Genomic DNA, 19,879 nt, shown 5'->3' with positions numbered 1-19,879 from the left:
TTACGACGTATTACCGGAAAGTTCCGGCCGACGGTCAGGCGGGAGGACGAGTTTGGCAGCCCCGACCCCGCGCAGTCGCCGTACGCCCTGGCGGCGTGCCCTGCGCCGGGACTGGCAGCTCTACTCGCTCGCCGTCCTGCCGCTGCTGTTCTTCCTGACGTTCCGCTACCTGCCGATGCTCGGCAACGTGATCGCGTTCCGGCGCTTCCAGCCGGGCGGCAGCATCTTCGGCGAGTACTGGACCGGGCTGCGGTACTTCCGGCTGTTCTTCACCGACCCGACCTTCTGGAGCGTGTTCACCAACACGCTCGTGCTGGGCGCGCTGACCCTGCTGTTCTGCTTCCCGCTGCCGATCGTGCTCGCGCTGCTGCTCAACGAGGTGCGCAACCGTGCCCTCAAGCGGTTCGTCCAGTCGGTGTCCTACCTGCCGCACTTCCTGTCGATCGTGATCGTGGCCGCCATGGTCCTCCAGTTGCTGTCGGTGGACGGCACTGTGAACCAGATGGTGCGTGCCGTGGGCGGTGAGCCGGTCCCGTTCATGCAGCAGGCCGGATGGTTCCGGACGATCTACGTCTCCTCCGAGGTCTGGCAGACCGTCGGGTGGGGCACCATCCTCTACCTCGCCGCGCTCACCACCGTCGACGGCGACCTGTACGAGGCGGCCCGCATCGACGGCGCCAACCGGTGGCGGCAGACCTGGCACGTCACGCTGCCGGGGATCCGGCCGACGATGGTCACCCTGCTGATCCTCAACATCGGCACCTTCATGGCCGTCGGCTTCGAGAAGATCCTGCTGCTGTACAACCCGCTCACCTACCCGACGGCGGACGTGATCTCGACCTACCTGTACCGGGTGGGCATCGTCTCCGGGAACCTCAGCTACGCCGCCGCGATCGGCCTGTTCGAGTCCGTGATCGGGCTGACGCTGGTGCTGTCGGCGAACGCGATCTCCCGCCGCACGGTGGGGACGAGCCTGTGGTGAGCACGCGCGCCCGCACGCGGGCACCGGCGGTCCGCCCGCGTGGCCCCCGGCCGACAGCGGGCTACCGGGTCTTCCAGGTCGTCAACGCCGTCGTGCTGACCGGCGTCGTGGTGGTGACCCTGTATCCGTTCCTCACCATCGTGGCCCGCTCGCTCAGCGACAACGCGTACATCGTCGCGGGTGAGGTGAACCTGGTGCCGCGCGGGTTCAACCTCACCGCGTACCGCGTGGTGACGTCGGACCCGACGTTCTGGATCAGCTACCGCAACACCGTCTTCTACACGGTGGTCGCCACGCTCATCTCCGTCGTGCTGACCACCTGCTACGCGTACGTGCTGTCGAAGCGGCACCTGCGGGGCCGGACCGCGCTGGTCGGGATCGCCGTGTTCACCATGTTCTTCACCGGCGGCCTGATCCCCAACTACGTCCTGGTCGCCAGCCTGGGACTGAAGAACACCGTGTGGGCGATCGCCCTGCCCAACGCCATAAACGTGTTCAACCTGCTGGTGATGAAGGCGTTCTTCGAGAGCCTGCCGGTCGAGCTGGAGGAGGCCGCCGCCGTCGACGGGCTGAACACGTACGGCACGCTGCTGCGGATCGTCCTGCCGCTGTCGAAGGCGATGGTCGCCACGATGGTGCTGTTCTACGCCGTCTCGTTCTGGAACTCCTGGTTCGCCGCGTTCCTCTACATGGACCGCCAGGACCTGCTCCCGGTGACCGTCTATCTGCGCAACCTCATCGCGGGCGCGACCGACGCCACGCAGACCGGCGGCGGCCTCGGCAGCGCCGGCGACGTCGTCCAGTCCGCCGCCACCATCCAGTCCGTGACCATCGTGCTGACGATCCTGCCGATCCTCGCGGTCTATCCCTTCATCCAGCGCTATTTCGTCTCCGGGATCATGCTCGGCGCCGTGAAGGGATAGCCGCCCCCCGCACCACCACCCCACCACCGGAAGGAAGAATCCATGGCCAAGCTGTCCCGGCGCCAGGTGCTGCTCGCCAGCGGCGCGGCCGCCGTCGCCGCCCTGGCGGGTTGCGGCGACGACACCCCGGACAAGAAGGACCTCGACCGCAACCGTACGGGCGCGATGGAGAAGTACGGCATCGGTGACCAGTTCAAGGCCACCGAGCCGGTCACGTTCTCGATCCTCTACAACAACCACCCGAACTACCCGCTCAAGCCCGAGTGGCTGTTCTGGGCCGAGCTGGCCCGGCGGACGAACGTCAAGCTGGACCCGGTCGCCGTGCCGCTGAGCGACTACGAGCAGAAGCGCAGCGTGCTGGTCGGCTCCGGCGACGCCCCGCTGATCATCCCGAAGACCTACCACCCGCAGGAGAGCTCGTACGTCTCGTCCGGCGCCATCCTGCCGGTCAGCGACTACCTCGACCTGATGCCGCACTTCAAGGACAAGATCGAGCGGTGGGGACTCCAGCCGGAGATGGACACGCTGCGGCAGGAGGACGGGAAGTTCTACCTGCTGCCCGGCCTGCACGAGAAGCCCTGGCAGGACTACACGCTCGCGGTCCGCACCGACGTGCTGGAGCAGTTGAAGATCCCGTCCCCCACCACCTGGGACGAGGTGTACGCCATGCTCAAGGCGATGAAGGCGGCCCACCCGGACGTCATCCCGTTCTCCGACCGGTTCGGCAAGCCCAACCCGGCCGGCAACCTGCTGAACATGCTCGCCCTGGCACACGGCCTGCCCGGCGCCGGCTGGAACTACCAGCCGACGAGCTGGGACGCCGGTGCCGGGAAGTACGTCTTCACCGGCGCCTCGGACGGCTACCGGCAGGTGGTGGAGTACCTCCACAAGCTGGTCGCCGAGGGGTTGCTCGACCCGGAGACGTTCACCCAGACCGACGACCAGGCCCGGCAGAAGCTCGCCAGCGGCAAGTCGTTCGTGATCAGCACGAACGCGCAGACCCTGGTGAACGACTACCGCCCGGACATCGCGAAGATCAACCCGAACGCCCGGCTCGGCAAGATCCTCTTCCCGGTCGGGCCGGCCGGCCCGGTCAACGCGGCGAGCCGGCTGGAGAACGGCGTGATGATCTCCAGCAAGGCCCGGGAGGGCAAGAACTTCGTGGCCATGATGCAGTTCGTCGACTGGCTCTGGTACTCCGACGCCGGCCAGGAGTTCGCCAAGTGGGGCGTCGAGGGAACCACGTACACCAAGGACGCCTCGGGCAAGCGCGCCCTCGCCCCGGACGTCAACGTCATCGGGCTCAACCCCAAGGGCAGCAAGCACCTGCAGAAGGACTTCGGCTTCTACAACGGCGTCTTCGCCTACGGCGGCAAGCTCGACCTGGTGCAGTCGTTCTTCTCGCCCGAGGAACTGGAGTTCCAGAAGGAGATGAACGCCCGCAAGCCCGCGCCCTGGGTGACTCCGCCGCCCGCGCCGCTCAGTGATGAGGAGCGGGAGCAGACGACGCTGTGGGCGACCGCGCTGAAGGACCACGTCACCCAGAACACGCTGAAGTTCGCCCTCGGCCAGCGGCCGCTGAGCGAGTGGGACGCCTACGTCTCGGAGCTGAAGGGCAAGAACGCGCAGGCCTACACCGACCTGGTCAACAAGGCGTACGAGCGGTACCGCAAGAGCCACGGCTGACCGGCGATGCGCGGCACCGTTCCCGAGCGGCCCGTCGGCCGGCTGACCGACGCCTGGCGTACCTGCGTGGGCACCGGCAGGTTCGACCTGGCTCTGCGACGCGACTATCAGGACTCGCTGGCGCTGGTGCAGCGGGACATCGGCTTCCGGCACATCCGCGGGCACGGGCTGCTCAGCGACGGCGCCGGCGTGCACCGCCCCTACTCGTACCAGGGCGAGCGCCGGGTGCGGCACGCCTTCACCTACGTCGACCAGGTCGTCGACGCCTACCTCGCGATGGGCGTCCGGCCCTTCGTGGAGCTGGGGTTCATGCCCTCGGCGCTCGCCTCCGGCGACCAGACGGTGTTCTGGTGGCGGGGCAACGTGACGCCGCCCCGGTCGTACACCGAATGGGGTGACCTGGTCCGCGCCACGGTGGCCCACCTGGTCGACAGGTACGGCCTCGACGAGGTGCGCGGCTGGCCCGTCGAGGTGTGGAACGAGCCCAACCTGACGGCGTTCTGGCAGGGTGCCGACCAGGACGCCTACCACCGCCTGTACGAGGTGTCGGCGCACGCCGTCAAGGACGTCGACGCGTCGCTCCAGGTCGGCGGCCCGGCCCTCTCCCCCGGCGCCGACGAGTGGCTCAAGCCGTTCGCCGAGTTCGTCACCGGCCGCGACGTGCCTGTCGACTTCGTCAGCCGGCACGCCTACACCTCCGGCCCGGCCCGGCACCTGCCGTTCGGCACCCGGCAGACGCTGGCCCCGGCCGCGGACCTGCTGGAACAGTTCGCCGCGCCCCGCCGGCACCTGGCCGGCACCGCGCTGGCCGACCTCCCGGTGCACATCACCGAGTTCAACTCCTCCTACCGGCCGGACAACCCGATCCACGACACGGCCTTCCACGCCGCCTACCTCGCCCCGGTGCTGGCCGGCGGCGGGGACCTGGTCGACTCCTTCTCCTACTGGACCTTCAGCGACGTGTTCGAGGAGGAAGGGGTGCCGACCGCGCCGCTGCACGGCGGCTTCGGCCTGCTCACCCACCGGCAGATCAAGAAACCCACCTACCACCTGTACGCGTTCATGGCCCGGCTCGGCGACGAGGTGCTCGCACGCGGACCGGACCACCTCGTCACCCGGCACCCCGACGGCCGGGTCGCGGTGCTGGCCTGGGCCCCGGTCGACGTCACCGGCCGGGAACCGGCACCCGAGCGGCACACCCTGTCGCTGTCGGTCCCGATCGGCCCGCCGGGCACCGTGTCGGCATTCCTGCTCCGCTCGTCGGTGAGCGAGGACGCCGGCAACGCCTGGGCGGCCTGGCGGGAGATGGGCAGCCCGCACTCGCCCCGGCCCCGGCAGCTCGACGCGTTGCGGGAAGCCGCCGAGCCGGCCCGTACCCATCGCGCAGTGCCGGTCGCGGCCGGGCGGGCCGACCTCGACCTCGTCCTCACCCGGCACGAGGTGACCCTCGCCGAACTGACGCCGGTGGTGGACGAGACCCCGCCGTGGTGGGACGACAGGTTGCTCGACCCGCCCGGGGACCGGCAGTGACCGGCGCGACCGGCGGGCTGCGGGAGTTCGGCGACGGGCCGTTGTCGCGGGCCGCCGCGAGGGTCCACATCCTGCTCGTGGTGGAACTGCTGCTCCTGGTGAGCACGCTGCCCGGCCTGGCCGTGCTCGTGCTGCTCGACCGCGACAGCAGCAACCTCCCGCTGGTCGCCGCCGCCGCGCTGCCGCTCGGTCCGGCCGTCTCGGCCGCGCTGCACACGCTGCGGCACCAACGCCCCGACCTGACCGATCTCCGTCCCGCCGCCACGTTCCTCCGGGCCTACCGGGCCAACCTGGCGGGCGTGCTGCGCGTCTGGGCGCCGACGCTGCTGTGGCTCGCAGTCATCGCTGTCAACCTGGCGAACCTGCCCGCCGCCGCCGTCCCCGGCTGGTGGGCAGTGCCGCTCGTCGCGGTCGGGGCGGGGGTGATCCTGGTCGGGGTCAACGCGCTGGTGATCGTCTCCCTGTTCACCTTCCGCACCCGCGACGTGCTCCGGCTCGCCGTCTACTACGTGGCGCGCAAGCCCGGCGTCACAGTCGGCAACGTCGCCCTGCTGGCCGCCGTCGCCGGCGTCACAGCGGTGTTCTCCGAGGCGGTACTCGCCCTGCTCGCCGCGCTCCTGGTGCTGGCACTGCTGCGGATCGGCGACCCGATGATCGACGAGATCCGGGCGGAGTTCACCGCATGAGCGTCCCGGTCACCGGCCGGGCGTCTGCGGACGCCGGCGAGTCGGCCTGGCACGCCGCCTGGCTCCCGCCCGCGGCGTTCCGCGAACTCGGCTCCCGCGGGGTGCTGGTGCACGGCGACGGGCCCCTGGTCGACACGGTCCTCGACGAGGTGAGCCGGGCCTGCGGCCGGTACGGCGGACGGCTCTGGCACGGTCCACCGTGGCAGGTCGACGCCGACCTGGTGCTGGCCCTGCGCGGGGCCGGCCCGGTGCCGAACGCGGCAGCCGAGACGGCCCGGCTCGGCGCGACACCGACGGTGAACGGCACCGGTGACGGCTCCCTCGGCGACGAGGGGTACCTGCTGGCGCGGGTGGACGGCGTGACAGTGGTCCTGGCCGACGCGCCGGCCGGCCTGCTGTACGGGATGTTCCACGTGGTCCGGCTCGGCGCGGCGGCCTTCGACGACGACCTCCCGGCGCGGCGGCACCGACCGGCACTGGACCGGCGGACGCTCGACCACTGGGACAACGTGGCCGTACACCCGGTGTCGGGCCAGGTCGAGCGGGGCTACGCCGGCGGCTCCCTGTTCTGGCGCGACGGCGCCGCCCGGCACGAGACCGCCCGGCTCCGCGACTACGCACGCCTGCTCGCCTCCTGCGGCGTCAACGCCGTCACGGTGAACAACGTCAACGTGCACGACACCGAGGCGCGGCTGCTGACCGACCGGCTCGGCGACGTCGCGGAGATCGCCGAGGTGCTCCGCCCGTACGGCATCCGGGTGCATCTGTCGGTGACCTTCGCCGCCCCGGTGGTCCTCGGCGGCCTGCCCACGGCCGATCCGCTGGACGAGCGGGTACGGGCCTGGTGGGCCGCCGCCACCCGGCGGGTGTACCGGCGGATCCCCGACTTCGGCGGCTATCTGGTGAAGGCCGACTCCGAGGGCCGGCCCGGCCCGTTCGCGTACGGGCGCGACCACGCCGACGGCGCGAACCTGCTCGCCGACGCGCTCGCCCCGTACGGAGGCGTGGTGCGCTGGCGGGCGTTCGTCTACGACCACCACCAGGACTGGCGGGACCGGTCGACCGACCGGGCCCGGGCCGCGCACGACCACTTCGCGCCGCTGGACGGACGATTCGCCGACAACGTGATCCTCCAGGTGAAGTTCGGCCCGATCGACTTCCAGACACGCGAACCGGTGTCCCCGGTGCTCGCCGCGATGCCGGCCACCCGGCTGGCGGTGGAGGTGCAGGCGACGCAGGAGTACACCGGCCAGCAGCGGCACGTCTGCTACCTCGCGCCCTGGTGGAGTGAGGTGCTGCGGTTCCGGCCCCGGGGCGCGGCCGGCGGCACGATCGCCGACGTGGCGGCCGGGCGGGCGGGCACCGGCGGCGGTCTGGTGGCAGTGGCCAACGTGGGCGACGACCCGTTCTGGACCGGGCACCCGCTGGCGCAGGCGAACCTGTACGCCTTCGGCCGGCTCGCCTGGGATCCGCTGCTGGATCCTGCCGCGATCCTCGACGAGTGGATCGACCTGACCTGGCTGCCGGTCACCACCGGCGATCCGGAAGCGCTGCGGCGGACGATGCACGCGGTCATGGACGATTCCTGGCGCACCTACGAGCGCTACACCGCCCCGCTCGGCGTCGGTTTCATGGTGCGGCCCGGCCACCACTACGGCCCGGACGTGGACGGCTACGAGTACACCCCGTGGGGCACGTACCACTTCGCCGACCGCGACGGCGTCGGGGTGGACCGGACCCGGGCGACCGGGACCGGGTTCACCGGCCAGTACCCGCCGCCGTGGTCGGAGGTGTACGAGTCACGCGAGCGCTGCCCCGACGAACTGCTGCTGTTCTTCCATCACGTCCCGTACCGGCACGTGCTGCACAGCGGCCGTACCGTGATCCAGCACATCTACGACACGCACTTCGCCGGGGTCGAGGAGGTCACGGCGATGCGGGAGCGGTGGCGGCTCGTCGCCGGGGCGGTCGACCCGGCCGTCCACGACCGGGTGGCCGAGCGCCTCGACGAACAGTTCCGCAGCGCCGTCGAGTGGCGGGACCAGATCAACACCTACTTCTTCCGCAAGTCCGGGGTGCCGGACGCGCACGGTCGCCGCATCCACTGAACCGGCGCGCTCACCACGGGTGCACGGTGCCGTCCGTCAGCCGGTTCACCGGCAGGTAGGCCGGCGCGTACGGGTAGCGGGCCGCGGCCTGCTCGTCGATGTCCACACCGAGCCCCGGAGTCTCGGCCGGATGTAGGTAGCCGCCCTCGTAGTGGTAGCCGTGCGGGAACACCTCGTCGGTCGCCTCGGTGTGCCGCATGTACTCCTGCAGGCCGAAGTTGGGGATGGCGAGGTCCAGGTGCAGCGCGGCGGCCATGCAGACCGGGGACAGGTCGGTGGCTCCGTGCGAGCCGCTGCGGACGTGGTGCAGCGCGGCGAGGTCGAAGATGCGTCGCAGGTGGGTGATCCCGCCGGCGTGGACCACTGTGGTGCGGACGTAGTCGATGAGCTGTTCCCGGATGAGCTGGGCGGCGTCCCAGATGCTGCTGAAGACCTCGCCGACCGCGATCGGCGTGGTGGTGTGCTGCCGGATGAGCCGGAAACCCTCCTGCAGGTCCGCCGGTACGGGATCCTCCATCCAGGTCAGCGCGTACGGCTCCAGGCTCCTGCCGAGCCGCGCCGCCTCGATCGGGGTGAGCCGGTGGTGCACGTCGTGCAGCAGCCGGAGGGTGGGCCCGAACTCCTTGCGGACCCGGGCGAACACGCCCGGCACGTGGGCCAGGTAGGCCTCGGTCGACCAGGTCGCCTCGGTCGGCAGCGCGGCGTCGGCGGGCTCGTAGAACATCTTGTCGGCGCTGACGCCGTACGTCCGGGGCAGGCCGGGCACGCCGCACTGCACCCGGACCGCGCGGTAGCCGAGGTCGACGAAGCGGGCGACCTCGGTCAGCACCTCGTCGACGGTCTCGCCGTTGGCGTGCCCGTACACGGTCACGCCCTCGCGGGACCGGCCGCCGAGCAACTGGTAGACCGGCAGCCCGGCGACCTTGCCCTTGATGTCCCACAGCGCGGTGTCCACAGCGGCGACGGCGCTCATCGTGACCGGCCCGCGCCGCCAGTACGACCCCTGGTAGAGGTACTGCCAGGTGTCCTCGATCCGGGCCGGGTCGCGCCCGATCAGCAGCGGCACGACGTGGTCACGCAGGTAGGACGCGACTGCCAGTTCCCGGCCGTTGAGGGTGGCGTCACCGACGCCGGTGACGCCGGCGTCGGTGACGACCTTCAGGGTCACGAAGTTCCGGCCGGGGCAGGTCACGATCACCCGGGCGTCGACGATCCTCATCCGGTCTCCCCTGCGGTCGGCGCGCCGGTCACCACAAGATTATCCATCATCGTCGATCTGTCGGGTGCCCCGGTGCCGGCCGGTCAGGCCGGTTCGGGTACGCCCCCGGGCTCCCCGTCGTCGGGCATCGGCTCGACCGGCGCCTCGGGCAGTTCGCCGGGCGTGTCCGGGAGGAGTTCGCCGGGGTCGTCCGGCACGTCCTCACGCGGGTCGATCGGCGGGTACACCTCGGGATCGAGGTCGGGGTTGGTCATCGGCTCAGTATCCGACGCCTCAGCCGGGACCGCCCGTCGAGCACGACGACGGGCGGCGCCCGCCGGAGTGAGCGGCGGGCGGACGTGTCACCGCGAGCGCCGGCCCTCTCCCGGCCTCGATCCGCGCGCCGTCACGGGCTCTCACCGTCACCGGCCGAGGGCGCGGACGACCGGTCCGCCGGCTTGCGCAACCACAGCCACACCCCCGCCAGCAGGCACGCCGCGCCCCCGATCGCGACCGCCGACTCTGCCGGTTCGGAGAGATCGTCGAGGAACGGGAAGGTGTGGGAGGCCGCCATCGCCAGAAACCCGATCAGCAACAGCAGGCCGGCGGTGATCCGCTGGACAACCATGCGCTTCATTGGATCACGACGTCGACAGCAGCCCGCAGGCCGCTGCGCCGACCCGCCCCCCGGAACACCCGCTTCAGCGGGCTGGTGCCGGAACGTGGAGGCGGCCGTCGTGGACCTCGGCGATCTGGTCGACGGCGGTGAGGTGGGTGCGGTCGTGGGTGACCAGGACGGTGGCGGTGGCCTGCTGGTGGGTGAGGCGGGTGATCAGGTCGATGACGGCGGCGCCGCGTTCGTGGTCGAGGGCGCTGGTGGGTTCGTCGACGAGCAGGACCGTGGGGTTGTTCATCAGGGCGCGGGCGATGTTGACGCGTTGGCGCTGGCCGCCGGAGAGCTGGTGCGGCCGGCGGTCGGCCTGACCGGCGAGGCCGACCGCGTCGAGCAGTTCCACGGCGCGGGTACGGGCATCGGCCGGTGGGCGGCCGTCGATCTGGGCCATGACCTGGAGCTGCTCGGCGGCGGTGAGGGAGGGCAGCAGGTTGGGCTGCTGGAAGACGATGCCGATCTTGCGGCGGCGCAGGTCGGCGAGTTCGGCCCGAATGAGACCGGTAGTCGGGGTGCCGTCGACGGTGACGGTGCCGGTGTCGGGGGTGATGAGGGTCGCGGCGACCGCGAGGAGGCTGGACTTGCCGGAGCCGGAGGGGCCGATCACGGCGGTGAGGCTCCCCTTGGGCACGTCCAGGGTGACGCGGTCGAGGGCGGTCAGGCGGCCCTCGCCGTCGGGGTAGGTGAGGGTGATGTCGGTCAGGTTCAGGCTCATCGGGCGCTCCCCAGGGCGGTCAGCGGGTCGACGGAGGTGATGCGGCGGATGGCCAGGGCGGCTCCGAGGGCGCCGAGGACGACTATCACGGCCGCGGGAAGGAGGACGGTCACCGGGGTGAGGACGAACGGCACAGCTGACCCGGCGACGAGGGCGCCGAGCGCGGCGGCGATGCCGGTGCCGAGCAGGGTGCCGCCGGCGAGCAGGACGACGGCCTGCCCGATGGCGTCCTTGAGAAGGGTGGCGGTCGAGGCGCCGAGTGCCTTGAGCACTGCGACGTCGCCGCTGCGCTGGATCGTCCAGACGGTGAAGAACGCTCCGATGACGAGGGCGGAGATGGCGAACAGGAAGCCGCGCATCAGCTGGAGGGAGCCGTTCTCGGAGGTGTAGGAGCCGATCGCGGACAGCGAGTCGTCGACGGAGACCGTCTTGGTGCCCGCCTGCCGGTCGGTGGCCACCAGATCGGCCCCCGAGGTGGTGGTCAGGGCGACGACGGTGGCCGCCGGGCTGCCGCCGCCGGTGCCGGTGGGAGGCGCGATCTTCTGCCACACGTCCAAGCTGATCCACACCACAGGGGTGTGACTGAAGGAGGCGTCGCCGCGTACGGCCGCCACTGTCAGTCGCTGCCCGGCGAGGGTGACGGAGTCACCGGCCTTCACACCGAGGTCGTCGGCGGCCCTGGTGGACAGCACTGCCGAGCGGCCGTCGATCCGGCCGCTGCCGGGGGCCAGGTGGGAGCCGGGCCGGACGCCGAAGGCGGAGACCCCGGCGCTCCTGTTTCCGGCGGTGGCCCTCGTCGTGGCGATGCCCAGCGGTTCGGCGCCTGTCACTCCGGGCGCCTCGGCCCACTGCTGCCACTGCTTCTCGGTGACTGTGGAGTTGGAGTACGACACGCCCTGGCCCTCGCCGGGGGCCTGGAAGGCGATCCTGTCGGCGGGCAGGCCGGTGATGGCGGAGACGTTCTGCCGGCCCAGTCCGGCCGTCAACCCGGACAGCAGCCCGACCAGCAGGGTGATCAGCACGATGACGGTCCCCATCAGGGCGAAGCGTCCCTTGGCGAACTTCAGATCTCTCCAGGCGACAAACACGGCAGTGGCCTGTCCTTTCGGCGGTGGAAGCGGTACGACTCCACCATCGCGGCCGGCGCCCGTGTCCGCGTCTGGCGTAGGCGGGCACTTCGCGGGCCGAAGGACGGCGCACGGGTTCTAACTTTCGATAGAGGCCCCCGGGGCGCCGGTCTCGGTAACGTGGGACGCACTGTGAGCACCGCTGCCCCTGCCCTGACCCCGACCACCCGAGCCCTGGCCTGGTGCCTGCACCTGCTGATCATCGGCCTGCTCGTCCTGGCCGCCGGCCGGGCGGTGGCCGACGACCGGCCCCGCGCCGGATCGATCGTCGCTGCGTCGGTGGCGTGCGGCCTGGCGTACGCCATCGGGCCGCTCCTCCCCCGCATCCGCCGCTCACGGTGGGCCGCCGCCTGGTGGCTGGCCGCCGTGGGCGCCGCGTGGCTGGTGTTGCTGGGCCTGTCCCCCGATGCGATCTGGGTGGCCTTCCCGCTGTACTTCCTCCAGCTCCACCTGCTGCCGCGCCGCGCCGGCCTGGCTGCCGTGATCGCCACCGCCGCGGCGGCCGTCGCCGGGTTCGGTGCCCACACCGGCTCCTTCACCGCGGCCACGGTGATCGGTCCCGCGCTCGGCGCCGCCGTCGCCGTCGGGGTGGTGTGGGGATACCAGGCCCTGTATCGGGAGAGCGAACAGCGCAGGCAGCTGATCGAGGAACTCACCGCCACCCGGGCCGACCTGGCCCGGGCCGAGCACACGGCCGGCGTACTCGCCGAACGCGAGCGTCTGGCCCGCGAGATCCACGACACCCTCGCCCAGGGCCTGTCCAGCATCCAGCTGCTGCTGCGCGCCGCCGAGCGCGCCCTGCCCGGCCGGCCCGGTGCCGCCTCCGGCCACGTCGACGCGGCCCGCCAGGTCGCCGTGGACAACCTCGCCGAGGCCCGCCGCTTCGTCGCCGCACTCACCCCGCCCACCCTGGAAGGCACCACCCTGGCCGGCGCCCTGGAACGCCTGTGCACCACCACCAGCGCCCGCCACCGCCTCGCCGCCCGCTTCCACCTCGTCGGCGCCCCCGTATCGCTGTCGACCGCCCACGAGGTGGCGCTCCTGCGTATCGCCCAGTCCGCCCTCGCGAACACGGTCCGCCACGCCCGGGCCACCACGGCCGAGGTCACCCTCAGCTGTCTCGGCGACCGCATCGCCCTTCACGTCGTCGACAACGGGCAAGGCTTCGACCCCGACCGTCTGCCCGCCCCCGACGTCGACAGCGGCGGCTTCGGCCTGACGGCCATGCGCGCCCGCATGAACGCCCTCGGCGGCACCCTGGCCGTCGAATCCGCGCCCGGCCACGGCACCGCCCTGACCGCCGAGCTTCCCCTCACCCCGCCCAGCAGGACCGAGCCCGAGGGCCGCCCGTGACCGACGACGTCCCCGTCCGCCTCCTCCTGGCCGACGACCACCCGGTCGTACGGGCCGGGCTGCGCGCCGTGCTGGAAACCGAACCCGGCCTCGTCGTCGTGGCCGAAGCCGCCACCGCCGAGGAGGCCGTCACCCGTGCAGGCGAAGGCGACATCGACGTCGTGCTGATGGACCTGCAGTTCGGGAAGGGCATGGGCGGCGCCGAAGCCACCGCCCGGATCACCGCCCGCCCGGAAGCGCCGCGCGTGCTGATCGTCACCACCTACGACTCCGACGCCGACACACTGCCCGCCATCGAGGCCGGTGCCACCGGCTACCTCCTCAAGGACGCCCCACCCGAAGACCTGGCTGCCGCCGTCCGCACCGCCGCCGCCGGACGCACCACGCTGGCGCCCACCGTCGCGAACCGGCTGATGAACCGGCTGCGCACGCCGGGCACCGCCCTGACCCGACGCGAGACCGAGGTTCTCGCCCTGGTCGCCGACGGTTTGTCCAACCACAGCATCGGCACCCGCCTGCACCTGACCGAAGGCACCGTCAAGTCCCACCTGGCCCGCATCTACGCCAAACTCGGCGTCGACTCACGCACCGCGGCCGTCGCCTCCGCCACCGAACTCGGCCTGATCCGCCGCTGATCCGAGCGCGTGCCCGGTCACGACGTCTCCGTCCTGACGCGAGGACGACAGCGGGACGCCGGGCGTGGTCACGTCGTCGCCGTCCGCCCGGGGCGCGGGCGGGTCGCACGCCGTGGCGAAGGTGACCGGCGCGCCGAACGCGGCCCGCCGGACGGCGCGCCGCAGCGCGGCGAGGACGGCCGGACCGGCGAGGACGATCGCCACGGCGGTGGTGATCGCGCGGCCGGTGTCCCAGCCGAAGGTGGAGGTGACGGCGGTGAACAGCGCGAGACGGTGCAGGTTCTCCAGTACGGGGGCGCCGGCGACGTAGGACAGCTGGGTGTCCGCGCCGACGCTGAACGGCCAGAACCACAGGTTCATCAGCAGGCCGTAGCCGTAGGCGGCGAGAGCCCCGTACCCGGCCAGGACGGCGACCTCGGCGCGGCCGCGCAGCCGGGCCGGGAGCAGGCCGGCGCCGAGGCCGATCCAGGAGGCGCAGAGCATCTGGAACGGCAGCCACGGCCCGACGCCGGCGGTGAGCAGGGCGGAGGCGAACAGCGACGTGGCGCCGAGCAGGAACCCGAACCCGGGTCCGAAGACCCGGCCGGCGAGGACGAGCAGGAAGAACACCGTCTCGATGCCCGCGGTCCCCGCCCCCAAAGGGCGCAGGGCGGCGTTGACAGCGGCGAGTACGCCGAGCATCGCCAGGGCTTTGCTGTCGATACCGCCGGAGGTGAGTTCGGCGAGGACGAGCGCCACGAGTACCGGCAGCATGACGATGAAGACCAGCGGCGCCTCGCCGGTGCGGGCGGTGGTCTCCGGGTGTGCGGGGACGAAGAAGGGCCAGGTGAAGGTGGCCAGCGCGGCGGCCGAGGCGAGGGTCAGCACCACTGCGGTACGCGGGGCGACCCGCAGGACACTCATGCCGGTGCCCCGGTCGCGTTGATCGCGGCGGCGACCTGTTCCACTGTCAGCCAGGGTGCGGGGGCGAGAACCTTGGCCACCTGCGGCGCGAACGCCGGCGAGGCCAGCATGACCTCTGCGGTGGTGCCGTCGGAGACGATCTCCCCCTCGGCCATCACGATCACCCGATCGGCGAGGGTCGCGACGAGTTCGACGTCGTGGGTGGCGACCACCACGGCCCGGCCGTCGCCGGCCAGCATCCGGACGACGGCGGTGAACTGCCGCTTGGCGTGGTAGTCCAGGCCGCGGGTCGGCTCGTCGAGCAGGACCACCGGCGGAGCGGCGGTGAGCTGCACGGCGAGCGCGAGGGCGAGCCGCTGTCCCTCGGACAGGTCCCGGGGGTGCCGGTCACCGGGCAGTCCGGGGACGAGCTGGTCCACCAGCGCCCGGCAGGTGCCGGCCGGCACGCCGGTCTCCCGGTCGGCCTGGGCGCACTCCGCGTCGACGGTCTCCAGGTAGAGCAGGTCGCCGGAGTTCTGCGGGACGAGGCCGACGTGCCGGCGGGCCTGACCGGCCGGCAGGGCCTTCGGGTCGACGGTGCCCTGCGGCCCGGTCACGGCCACGGTGCCGCCGTGGCGGGGGCCGCTGCCCTGCACCGCCCAGAGCAGGCTGGACTTGCCGGATCCGTTGCGGCCCATCAACGCGACGACCCGGCCGGCGCGCAGATCGAGGTCGACACCGGCCACCGCGACGGTCCCCGGATACCGTACGACGATCTTCCGCGCGGTCAGCGCGGGACCGGTGTCCGCGCCCGCCGGGACCGGCGGCGGCGCCACGCCGGCGAGCCGGTGCCGCAGGTCGGACGCCCGTCGGCGGGCGTCACGGACCGACAGCGGCAGCGGTGTCCAGCCGGCGAGGCGACCCAGCTCGATCAGGGGTGGCGCGATGTCGATGCGGGCCAGCCCGGCCGCCGGTGTCCCGTCGTGGACGTGGCCGTCGCCGGGCAGGTACAGCAGCCGGTCGGCGTACTGCAGCACGCGCTCCAGCCGGTGCTCGGCCAGGACCACTGTCACTCCGAGGTCGTGCACCAGCCGGGTGACGGTGGCGAGCACGTCCTCCGCGGCGGTGGGGTCCAGCGCGGACGTGGGTTCGTCGAGCACCAGCACCCGGGGGTGCGCGGTGAGCACCGCGCCGATGGCGACCCGCTGTTGCTGCCCGCCGGACAGCGTCCGCAGAGGCCGGTCACGCAGGTCGGCGATGCCGAGCAGGTCCAGGGTCTCCTCCACCCGCTTGCGCATCACCGCGGGTGACAGGGCGAGCTGCTCCATCCCGTACGCCAGTTCCTCCTCGACGGTGTCGGTGACGAACCCGGCCAGCGGGTCCTGGCCGACCACGCCGACGACGTCCGCGAGATCGCGCGGCGGGTGCGTGCGGGTGTCCCTGCCGTCGACGGTGACGGCGCCGTGCAGGGTGCCGCCGGTGAAGTGCGGGACGAGGCCGTTGATCGCCCGCAGCAGCGTCGACTTTCCGGCGCCGGTACGGCCCGCGACCAGGCAGAGTTCGCCCTCCTCGATGCGGAGCGTCACGTCCCGCAACGGCGGCGGGCCGCCCTCGGCGTAGTGGACGGTGACCCGGTCGAAAGTGATCATGGACGGTCTCCCGGTGTCGTCGCCGTCGCGGCGCGCTCTCCGTCTGCCGGCACGTCCGTGACGGGGAACGGCCGGTCCACCGCCGGCGGGCGTCCGGCACGTGCCGTCGGTGGTGGTGGCGGCGCCAGCCAGGCGGGTGCCGCCGCGACGCCCACGGCGAGAAGCATCAGCGGGGTCAGCTGGGGCCAGGTGAGCGGGCTGACCGGCGGGTAGAGCAGTTCCGGGTCCACCGAGCCGGCGAGCATGGTCAGTGCCGCGGCGGCCACCCCGCAGCCGGCCACGAGCAGCTCGGCCGGGCGCCAGCGGTCCGGTCGGTACCGGCTGCGGCGGACCCGGCGGCCGGCGAGCAGCATGCCGGTCACGGCGGCGGTCAGTCCGGCCAGGAGCATCGGCAGCCCCAGGTAGCCGGGTGCGGCGGTGTCGAGCAGCCCGTAGGTGCCGGCACACACGCCGACCAGCCCGCCGAGCACGAGCGTGCCGGTGACGGTTCGCTGCCCGGCGGGCACCGCCGCGGTGCGGCCGTAACCACGGGAGTCCATCGCCGCCGCGAGGGCCAGGGACCGGTCCAACGCGTCGGCCAGCACCGGCAGGGCGACACCGCGCAGCGCCCGCATCCCCCGGCCGGACGCGCCGCGCAGCCGACGGGCCCGGCGGACCCGAAGCACGCTCTCCACCAGCTGCGGGGCGACCGACAACGCGACCACGACGGCGGTGCCGACCGCGTACAGCGCTCCGGGTACGGCCTTGAGCAGCCGTTTCGGGTTGGCCAGGGCGTTCGCCGCCCCGAGGCAGACCAGCATCGTCGCCAGCCGCAGCCCGTCGTAGAAGCCACCGAGGATCTGCTCGACGGCGACCGGTCCGAACAGGCGGATGCCCGCCGCCCACTCGGGCAGCGGGATCTCCGGCAGCCGGACCAGGATGTGCTCGCCCTGGCCGCCGCCGAACACGATCCGGAACACGACGCGCATCGTGACGATCACCGCGCCGAGCCAGACGTACATGCGGAACGCCAACGCCCACGGCGCGTCGCCCCGGCGGCGCACCACCACCAGACCGGCGACGGCGACGAGCAGGGCCAGCGGCAGCGGATTCGTGGTGTGGCTGGCCGCGGTGGCCAGGCCGAGCGCCCACAGCCACCATGCGCCCGGGTGCAGCCCTCGGGGTAGCCACCACACCGGCCACCGGCCCGGCAGCCGACCGGCGTCAGCCGTCCGCGACCCGGTGGCCGTGGCGTCAGTCATCCGGGTCGGCGGCACGGCGTCGTCGGGCCGCGACCAGCGCGCCGGTGGCGAGCACGGCGAGCAGCAGCACCCCGGCGATCGTGCCCAGCGGCAGGCCGTCGTCGTCACGGGACGCGGCGACATCTGTCACCACCGGCTCGTCGGAGGAGCCCTGCGGTGCCGTTCCGGTGGCGGCACCCGGCGTCGCCGCCAGGGTCGGCGTACCGGCCGTCGGTGACGCGCCGGCGGAGGCCGGCGGGCTGACGGAGGCCGGCGGGCCGGAGGTGCCGGCCGGCCGGGTGGGCTCGCCGGGCCGGCCACCGGCGACCGGCGGCGGTGCGACGGTTCCTCCCGCCGGTGGTGGCACCGCCGGCCCGCCGCCCGCGGGTGGCGGCGGCGGAGGGGGCGGTGGTGGTGGCGGTGGAGGGGCGGGGCGTTTCGGCGCGGCGCCGGGACGAGGCGCGTCATCGGCGTTGCGGTTGAGGGAGAACGACCAGCCCTCGAAGCTGCCGGCCGCCGGCTTGCGGTTGAGCACACCCCTGTCGCTGTACGTCCAGCTGCCGCCGTTCGGCGCGTGCCAGTACGACCAGTAGGCGCTCGCAGGCGGCGTGTCGACGCACTTCTCCGTCGCGGCCGACGGCTTGCCGTCGATCCGGCAGATGAACCCCTCACCCCAGCGCAGGGTTCCGGTGATCGGGAAGCCCGCGTTCTTGAGCGCCGCGAGGCCGCTGGCCTGGGCGCCCGGCGCGCAGCGCACCACCGTTCCGCCGCCGAGTTCGTGGAAGTCCACCACGACTGTCACCCCGGAGGCGTCTGGGCAGTACCCGGCCGACCCGGCGGCCACCGCAGGACCGCCCGGTCCGATCGTGGTGCCCGCGGTGACCAGGGCGACGGCCAGCGCACCGCGGGCGGCGCGGAGGCTCATCCCGCCCGCCGTCGGCCGAGCACGAGCAGTGTCACTCCGCCACCGATCAGCAGCAGCGCGATCAGCAGGTAGCTGCCGATCGCCGCGCCGGTGGTCGGCAGTCCGCCCAGCCCTGACGCGGCCGGGGTCGTGATCGGCGGAGCGGCGGTGGTCGGCGCCGCGGTCGTGGGCGCGGGTGTCGCCGGAGGGCTGGTCACGCTCGGCGTCGGGCCGGCGGTGCCGGTCGGCGGAGGCGACGTGGTGAGCGTGGGAGACGCCGTGGGCGTGGCGGGCGCGGTGGGCGAGGCCGTGCCGGTCGGGGTGGGATGCGACGTGGGCGGCGGGTCGAGGCCGATCCGGCCCAGCGGAACCTGGGCCAGCCCGAGCAATGCCTGCGCGGTGGCCCGGCGCCACTGGTCCCGGTCGGTGTCGGTGATCCCGGCCGCGGCGGCAGTCGTGAACCCGTCGGTGTTGTAGGCGATCGCGCCGGCGTCGGCGGAGGCCGCCCCACCGTTGCCCGCGGTGAGCTGCAGCGCGGCCAGGGCCTTCGCCGCCCGGGCGGCCTCGTCGTCGCGGCCGGCGGCGGCGAGGGCCTGCCCGGCCAGGCCGGTGCTGTTGGAGTTCGCGCCGGTGGTCGGTCCGGATCCGCCGAAGGAGCCGTCGGTGTGCTGCTGGGTGACCAGCCAGTCGGCGCCCTTACGCGCGGCGTCGCCGGCGCCGGGGGCGCCGTCCTCGGCGGCGGCCAGCAACGCCTGCACGGCCATTGCTGTCGAGTCGACGTCGAGGGTGGCGCCGGGTTGGTCGTCGCAGGACGGCGAGGGTCCGTCGGCGGCGTCCGGGTAGAGCCGGAAGCCACCTGCCGCACACTGCTGCCGGATCAGGAAGTCCACGGTGTCCTGTGGCAGGTCGCCACTGCGGGCCAGGCCGAGCACGGCGAAGGACTGGTCGAAGGTGTTGCTGGCGTCCGGGCCGCTGTCGGCGGTGGTACGGCTGGTGATCCGCCCCCGCTGGTGCCCGGCGTCGGCCGTGGCGATCAGCGACAGCGTTTCCGCCCGCAGGTCGTAGCCGCCGAAGTCGGTGGGGTCCGCGTCGGCGGCGGCCGCGGCGTAGAGCAGCTTGGCGGTGGCCCCGCCGTCGGTGAAGCCCTCGATGCCCCAGTCGTCGTAGCTGTTGTAGGACCGTACGTGTCTCGCGACCTGCGCGGCTGCCGCCTGCCGGGTCGGCGCGTCGACGCCGGTGGCGGACAGCGCGACCAGTCCGTCGATGGTCAGCCCCCAGTCCTCGGGGGCGAACGGGCCGGGCAGCGAACCGTCGGTGAACTCGCCGACCAGCCAGGACGCGGCCTCGCGGGCGGCTGTGACGTGGGCCGGGGCGGGTGCCGCGACAACGGCCGGCGGGGCGCCGGTGATCGCGGCGAGAGCCGTCACCGTGGCCATACCGAGGCCGGTGGTGAGACGCCGGGACAGGGGCATCAGGGGTGCCTTTCGCAGAGCGGTCGGTGAAACCTCCGGAAAGCACCCCGAGAAACGGACACCCCGCTCCGCGTGCTGCGGTGAGCGGGGTGGTCGGGCCTCGGCGGCCCGGACTTCACCCTGTAGACCTCGACAGTGG

18 protein-coding genes are annotated in these 19,879 nt (G+C 72.9%); 8 read left to right on the top strand and 10 right to left on the bottom strand.

Going from position 1 to position 19,879, the window contains the following annotated elements:
- Positions 1-52 precede the first annotated feature (52 nt).
- The 6 genes from FB455_RS15430 to FB455_RS15405 are packed head-to-tail and all read left to right on the top strand — an operon-like array spanning position 53 to position 7,915.
- On the top strand, positions 53-982 hold the full coding sequence (locus FB455_RS15430) for an ABC transporter permease (RefSeq protein ID WP_013287064.1): 930 nt from the start codon (positions 53-55) through the stop codon (positions 980-982).
- Positions 979-1,905, top strand: a complete 927-nt coding sequence (locus tag FB455_RS15425) for a carbohydrate ABC transporter permease (RefSeq protein ID WP_356997182.1) — start codon at positions 979-981, stop codon at positions 1,903-1,905. The genes FB455_RS15430 and FB455_RS15425 overlap by 4 nt, the downstream gene beginning before the upstream one ends.
- A gap of 42 nt (positions 1,906-1,947) precedes the next feature.
- Positions 1,948-3,591, top strand: coding sequence for an ABC transporter substrate-binding protein (locus tag FB455_RS15420; protein ID WP_030268204.1), 1,644 nt, complete (start codon positions 1,948-1,950; stop codon positions 3,589-3,591).
- A 6-nt stretch (positions 3,592-3,597) separates the two neighbouring features.
- Positions 3,598-5,121, top strand: coding sequence for a GH39 family glycosyl hydrolase (locus tag FB455_RS15415; RefSeq protein WP_030268202.1), 1,524 nt, complete (start codon positions 3,598-3,600; stop codon positions 5,119-5,121).
- Positions 5,118-5,807, top strand: coding sequence for a YesL family protein (locus FB455_RS15410; protein WP_030268200.1), 690 nt, complete (start codon positions 5,118-5,120; stop codon positions 5,805-5,807). The genes FB455_RS15415 and FB455_RS15410 overlap by 4 nt, the downstream gene beginning before the upstream one ends.
- Positions 5,804-7,915: an alpha-glucuronidase gene (locus FB455_RS15405; protein ID WP_030268198.1), complete on the top strand. Its 2,112-nt coding sequence runs from the start codon at positions 5,804-5,806 to the stop codon at positions 7,913-7,915. The genes FB455_RS15410 and FB455_RS15405 overlap by 4 nt, the downstream gene beginning before the upstream one ends.
- Before the next feature lie 10 nt (positions 7,916-7,925).
- Here FB455_RS15405 and manD read toward each other — a convergent pair whose 3' ends face one another.
- From manD to FB455_RS15385, 5 genes are all read right to left on the bottom strand, one after another.
- Positions 7,926-9,134: a D-mannonate dehydratase ManD gene (manD, locus tag FB455_RS15400; RefSeq protein WP_030268196.1), complete on the bottom strand. Its 1,209-nt coding sequence runs from the start codon at positions 9,132-9,134 to the stop codon at positions 7,926-7,928.
- Positions 9,135-9,217: 83 nt separating this feature from the next.
- Positions 9,218-9,388 (bottom strand): hypothetical protein, encoded by a 171-nt coding sequence (locus tag FB455_RS34285; RefSeq protein ID WP_013287071.1) that lies wholly within the window; start codon positions 9,386-9,388, stop codon positions 9,218-9,220.
- A 131-nt stretch (positions 9,389-9,519) separates the two neighbouring features.
- A complete protein-coding gene (locus tag FB455_RS15395) occupies positions 9,520-9,741 on the bottom strand; it encodes a hypothetical protein (protein ID WP_225319635.1) in 222 nt (73 codons plus the stop codon).
- Between the two features lie 73 nt (positions 9,742-9,814).
- Positions 9,815-10,498: an ABC transporter ATP-binding protein gene (locus FB455_RS15390; RefSeq protein WP_013287073.1), complete on the bottom strand. Its 684-nt coding sequence runs from the start codon at positions 10,496-10,498 to the stop codon at positions 9,815-9,817.
- Positions 10,495-11,535 carry an ABC transporter permease gene (locus FB455_RS15385; protein ID WP_230650160.1) on the bottom strand — a complete coding sequence of 347 codons (1,041 nt, stop codon included), beginning with the start codon at positions 11,533-11,535 and terminating at the stop codon, positions 10,495-10,497. Before FB455_RS15385 ends, FB455_RS15390 begins: the two co-directional genes overlap by 4 nt.
- A 222-nt stretch (positions 11,536-11,757) precedes the next feature.
- Here FB455_RS15385 and FB455_RS15380 point away from each other — a divergent pair, with 222 nt between their 5' ends.
- Together FB455_RS15380 and FB455_RS15375 are read left to right on the top strand one after the other, a co-directional pair.
- On the top strand, positions 11,758-12,978 hold the full coding sequence (locus tag FB455_RS15380; RefSeq protein WP_013476275.1) for a sensor histidine kinase: 1,221 nt from the start codon (positions 11,758-11,760) through the stop codon (positions 12,976-12,978).
- Positions 12,975-13,613: a response regulator gene (locus FB455_RS15375; RefSeq protein WP_013287076.1), complete on the top strand. Its 639-nt coding sequence runs from the start codon at positions 12,975-12,977 to the stop codon at positions 13,611-13,613. Before FB455_RS15380 ends, FB455_RS15375 begins: the two co-directional genes overlap by 4 nt.
- Here FB455_RS15375 and FB455_RS15370 read toward each other — a convergent pair.
- From FB455_RS15370 to FB455_RS15350, 5 genes are read right to left on the bottom strand one after another with little or no spacing between them, the layout of a single operon-like run.
- Complete coding sequence (locus tag FB455_RS15370) at positions 13,560-14,516, bottom strand: ECF transporter S component (RefSeq protein ID WP_145753793.1); 957 nt, start codon at positions 14,514-14,516, stop codon at positions 13,560-13,562. The genes FB455_RS15375 and FB455_RS15370 overlap by 54 nt on opposite strands.
- On the bottom strand, positions 14,513-16,144 hold the full coding sequence (locus FB455_RS15365; RefSeq protein WP_145753790.1) for an ABC transporter ATP-binding protein: 1,632 nt from the start codon (positions 16,142-16,144) through the stop codon (positions 14,513-14,515). The genes FB455_RS15370 and FB455_RS15365 overlap by 4 nt, the downstream gene beginning before the upstream one ends.
- On the bottom strand, positions 16,141-17,385 hold the full coding sequence (locus FB455_RS15360; RefSeq protein WP_145753788.1) for a CbiQ family ECF transporter T component: 1,245 nt from the start codon (positions 17,383-17,385) through the stop codon (positions 16,141-16,143). Before FB455_RS15360 ends, FB455_RS15365 begins: the two co-directional genes overlap by 4 nt.
- Complete coding sequence (locus FB455_RS15355) at positions 17,378-18,289, bottom strand: hypothetical protein (RefSeq protein WP_145753786.1); 912 nt, start codon at positions 18,287-18,289, stop codon at positions 17,378-17,380. Before FB455_RS15355 ends, FB455_RS15360 begins: the two co-directional genes overlap by 8 nt.
- The gene (locus FB455_RS15350; protein ID WP_145753784.1) at positions 18,286-19,740 is read right to left on the bottom strand and encodes a prenyltransferase/squalene oxidase repeat-containing protein; all 1,455 of its coding nucleotides are present in this window, start codon (positions 19,738-19,740) and stop codon (positions 18,286-18,288) included. Before FB455_RS15350 ends, FB455_RS15355 begins: the two co-directional genes overlap by 4 nt.
- Positions 19,741-19,879: the final 139 nt, after the last annotated feature.

It is taken from the genome of Micromonospora sp. CNZ296, assembly GCF_007827635.1.
Note: the sequence above shows the minus strand (reverse complement) of the source record. Positions and strands in the feature narration are given on the sequence as shown.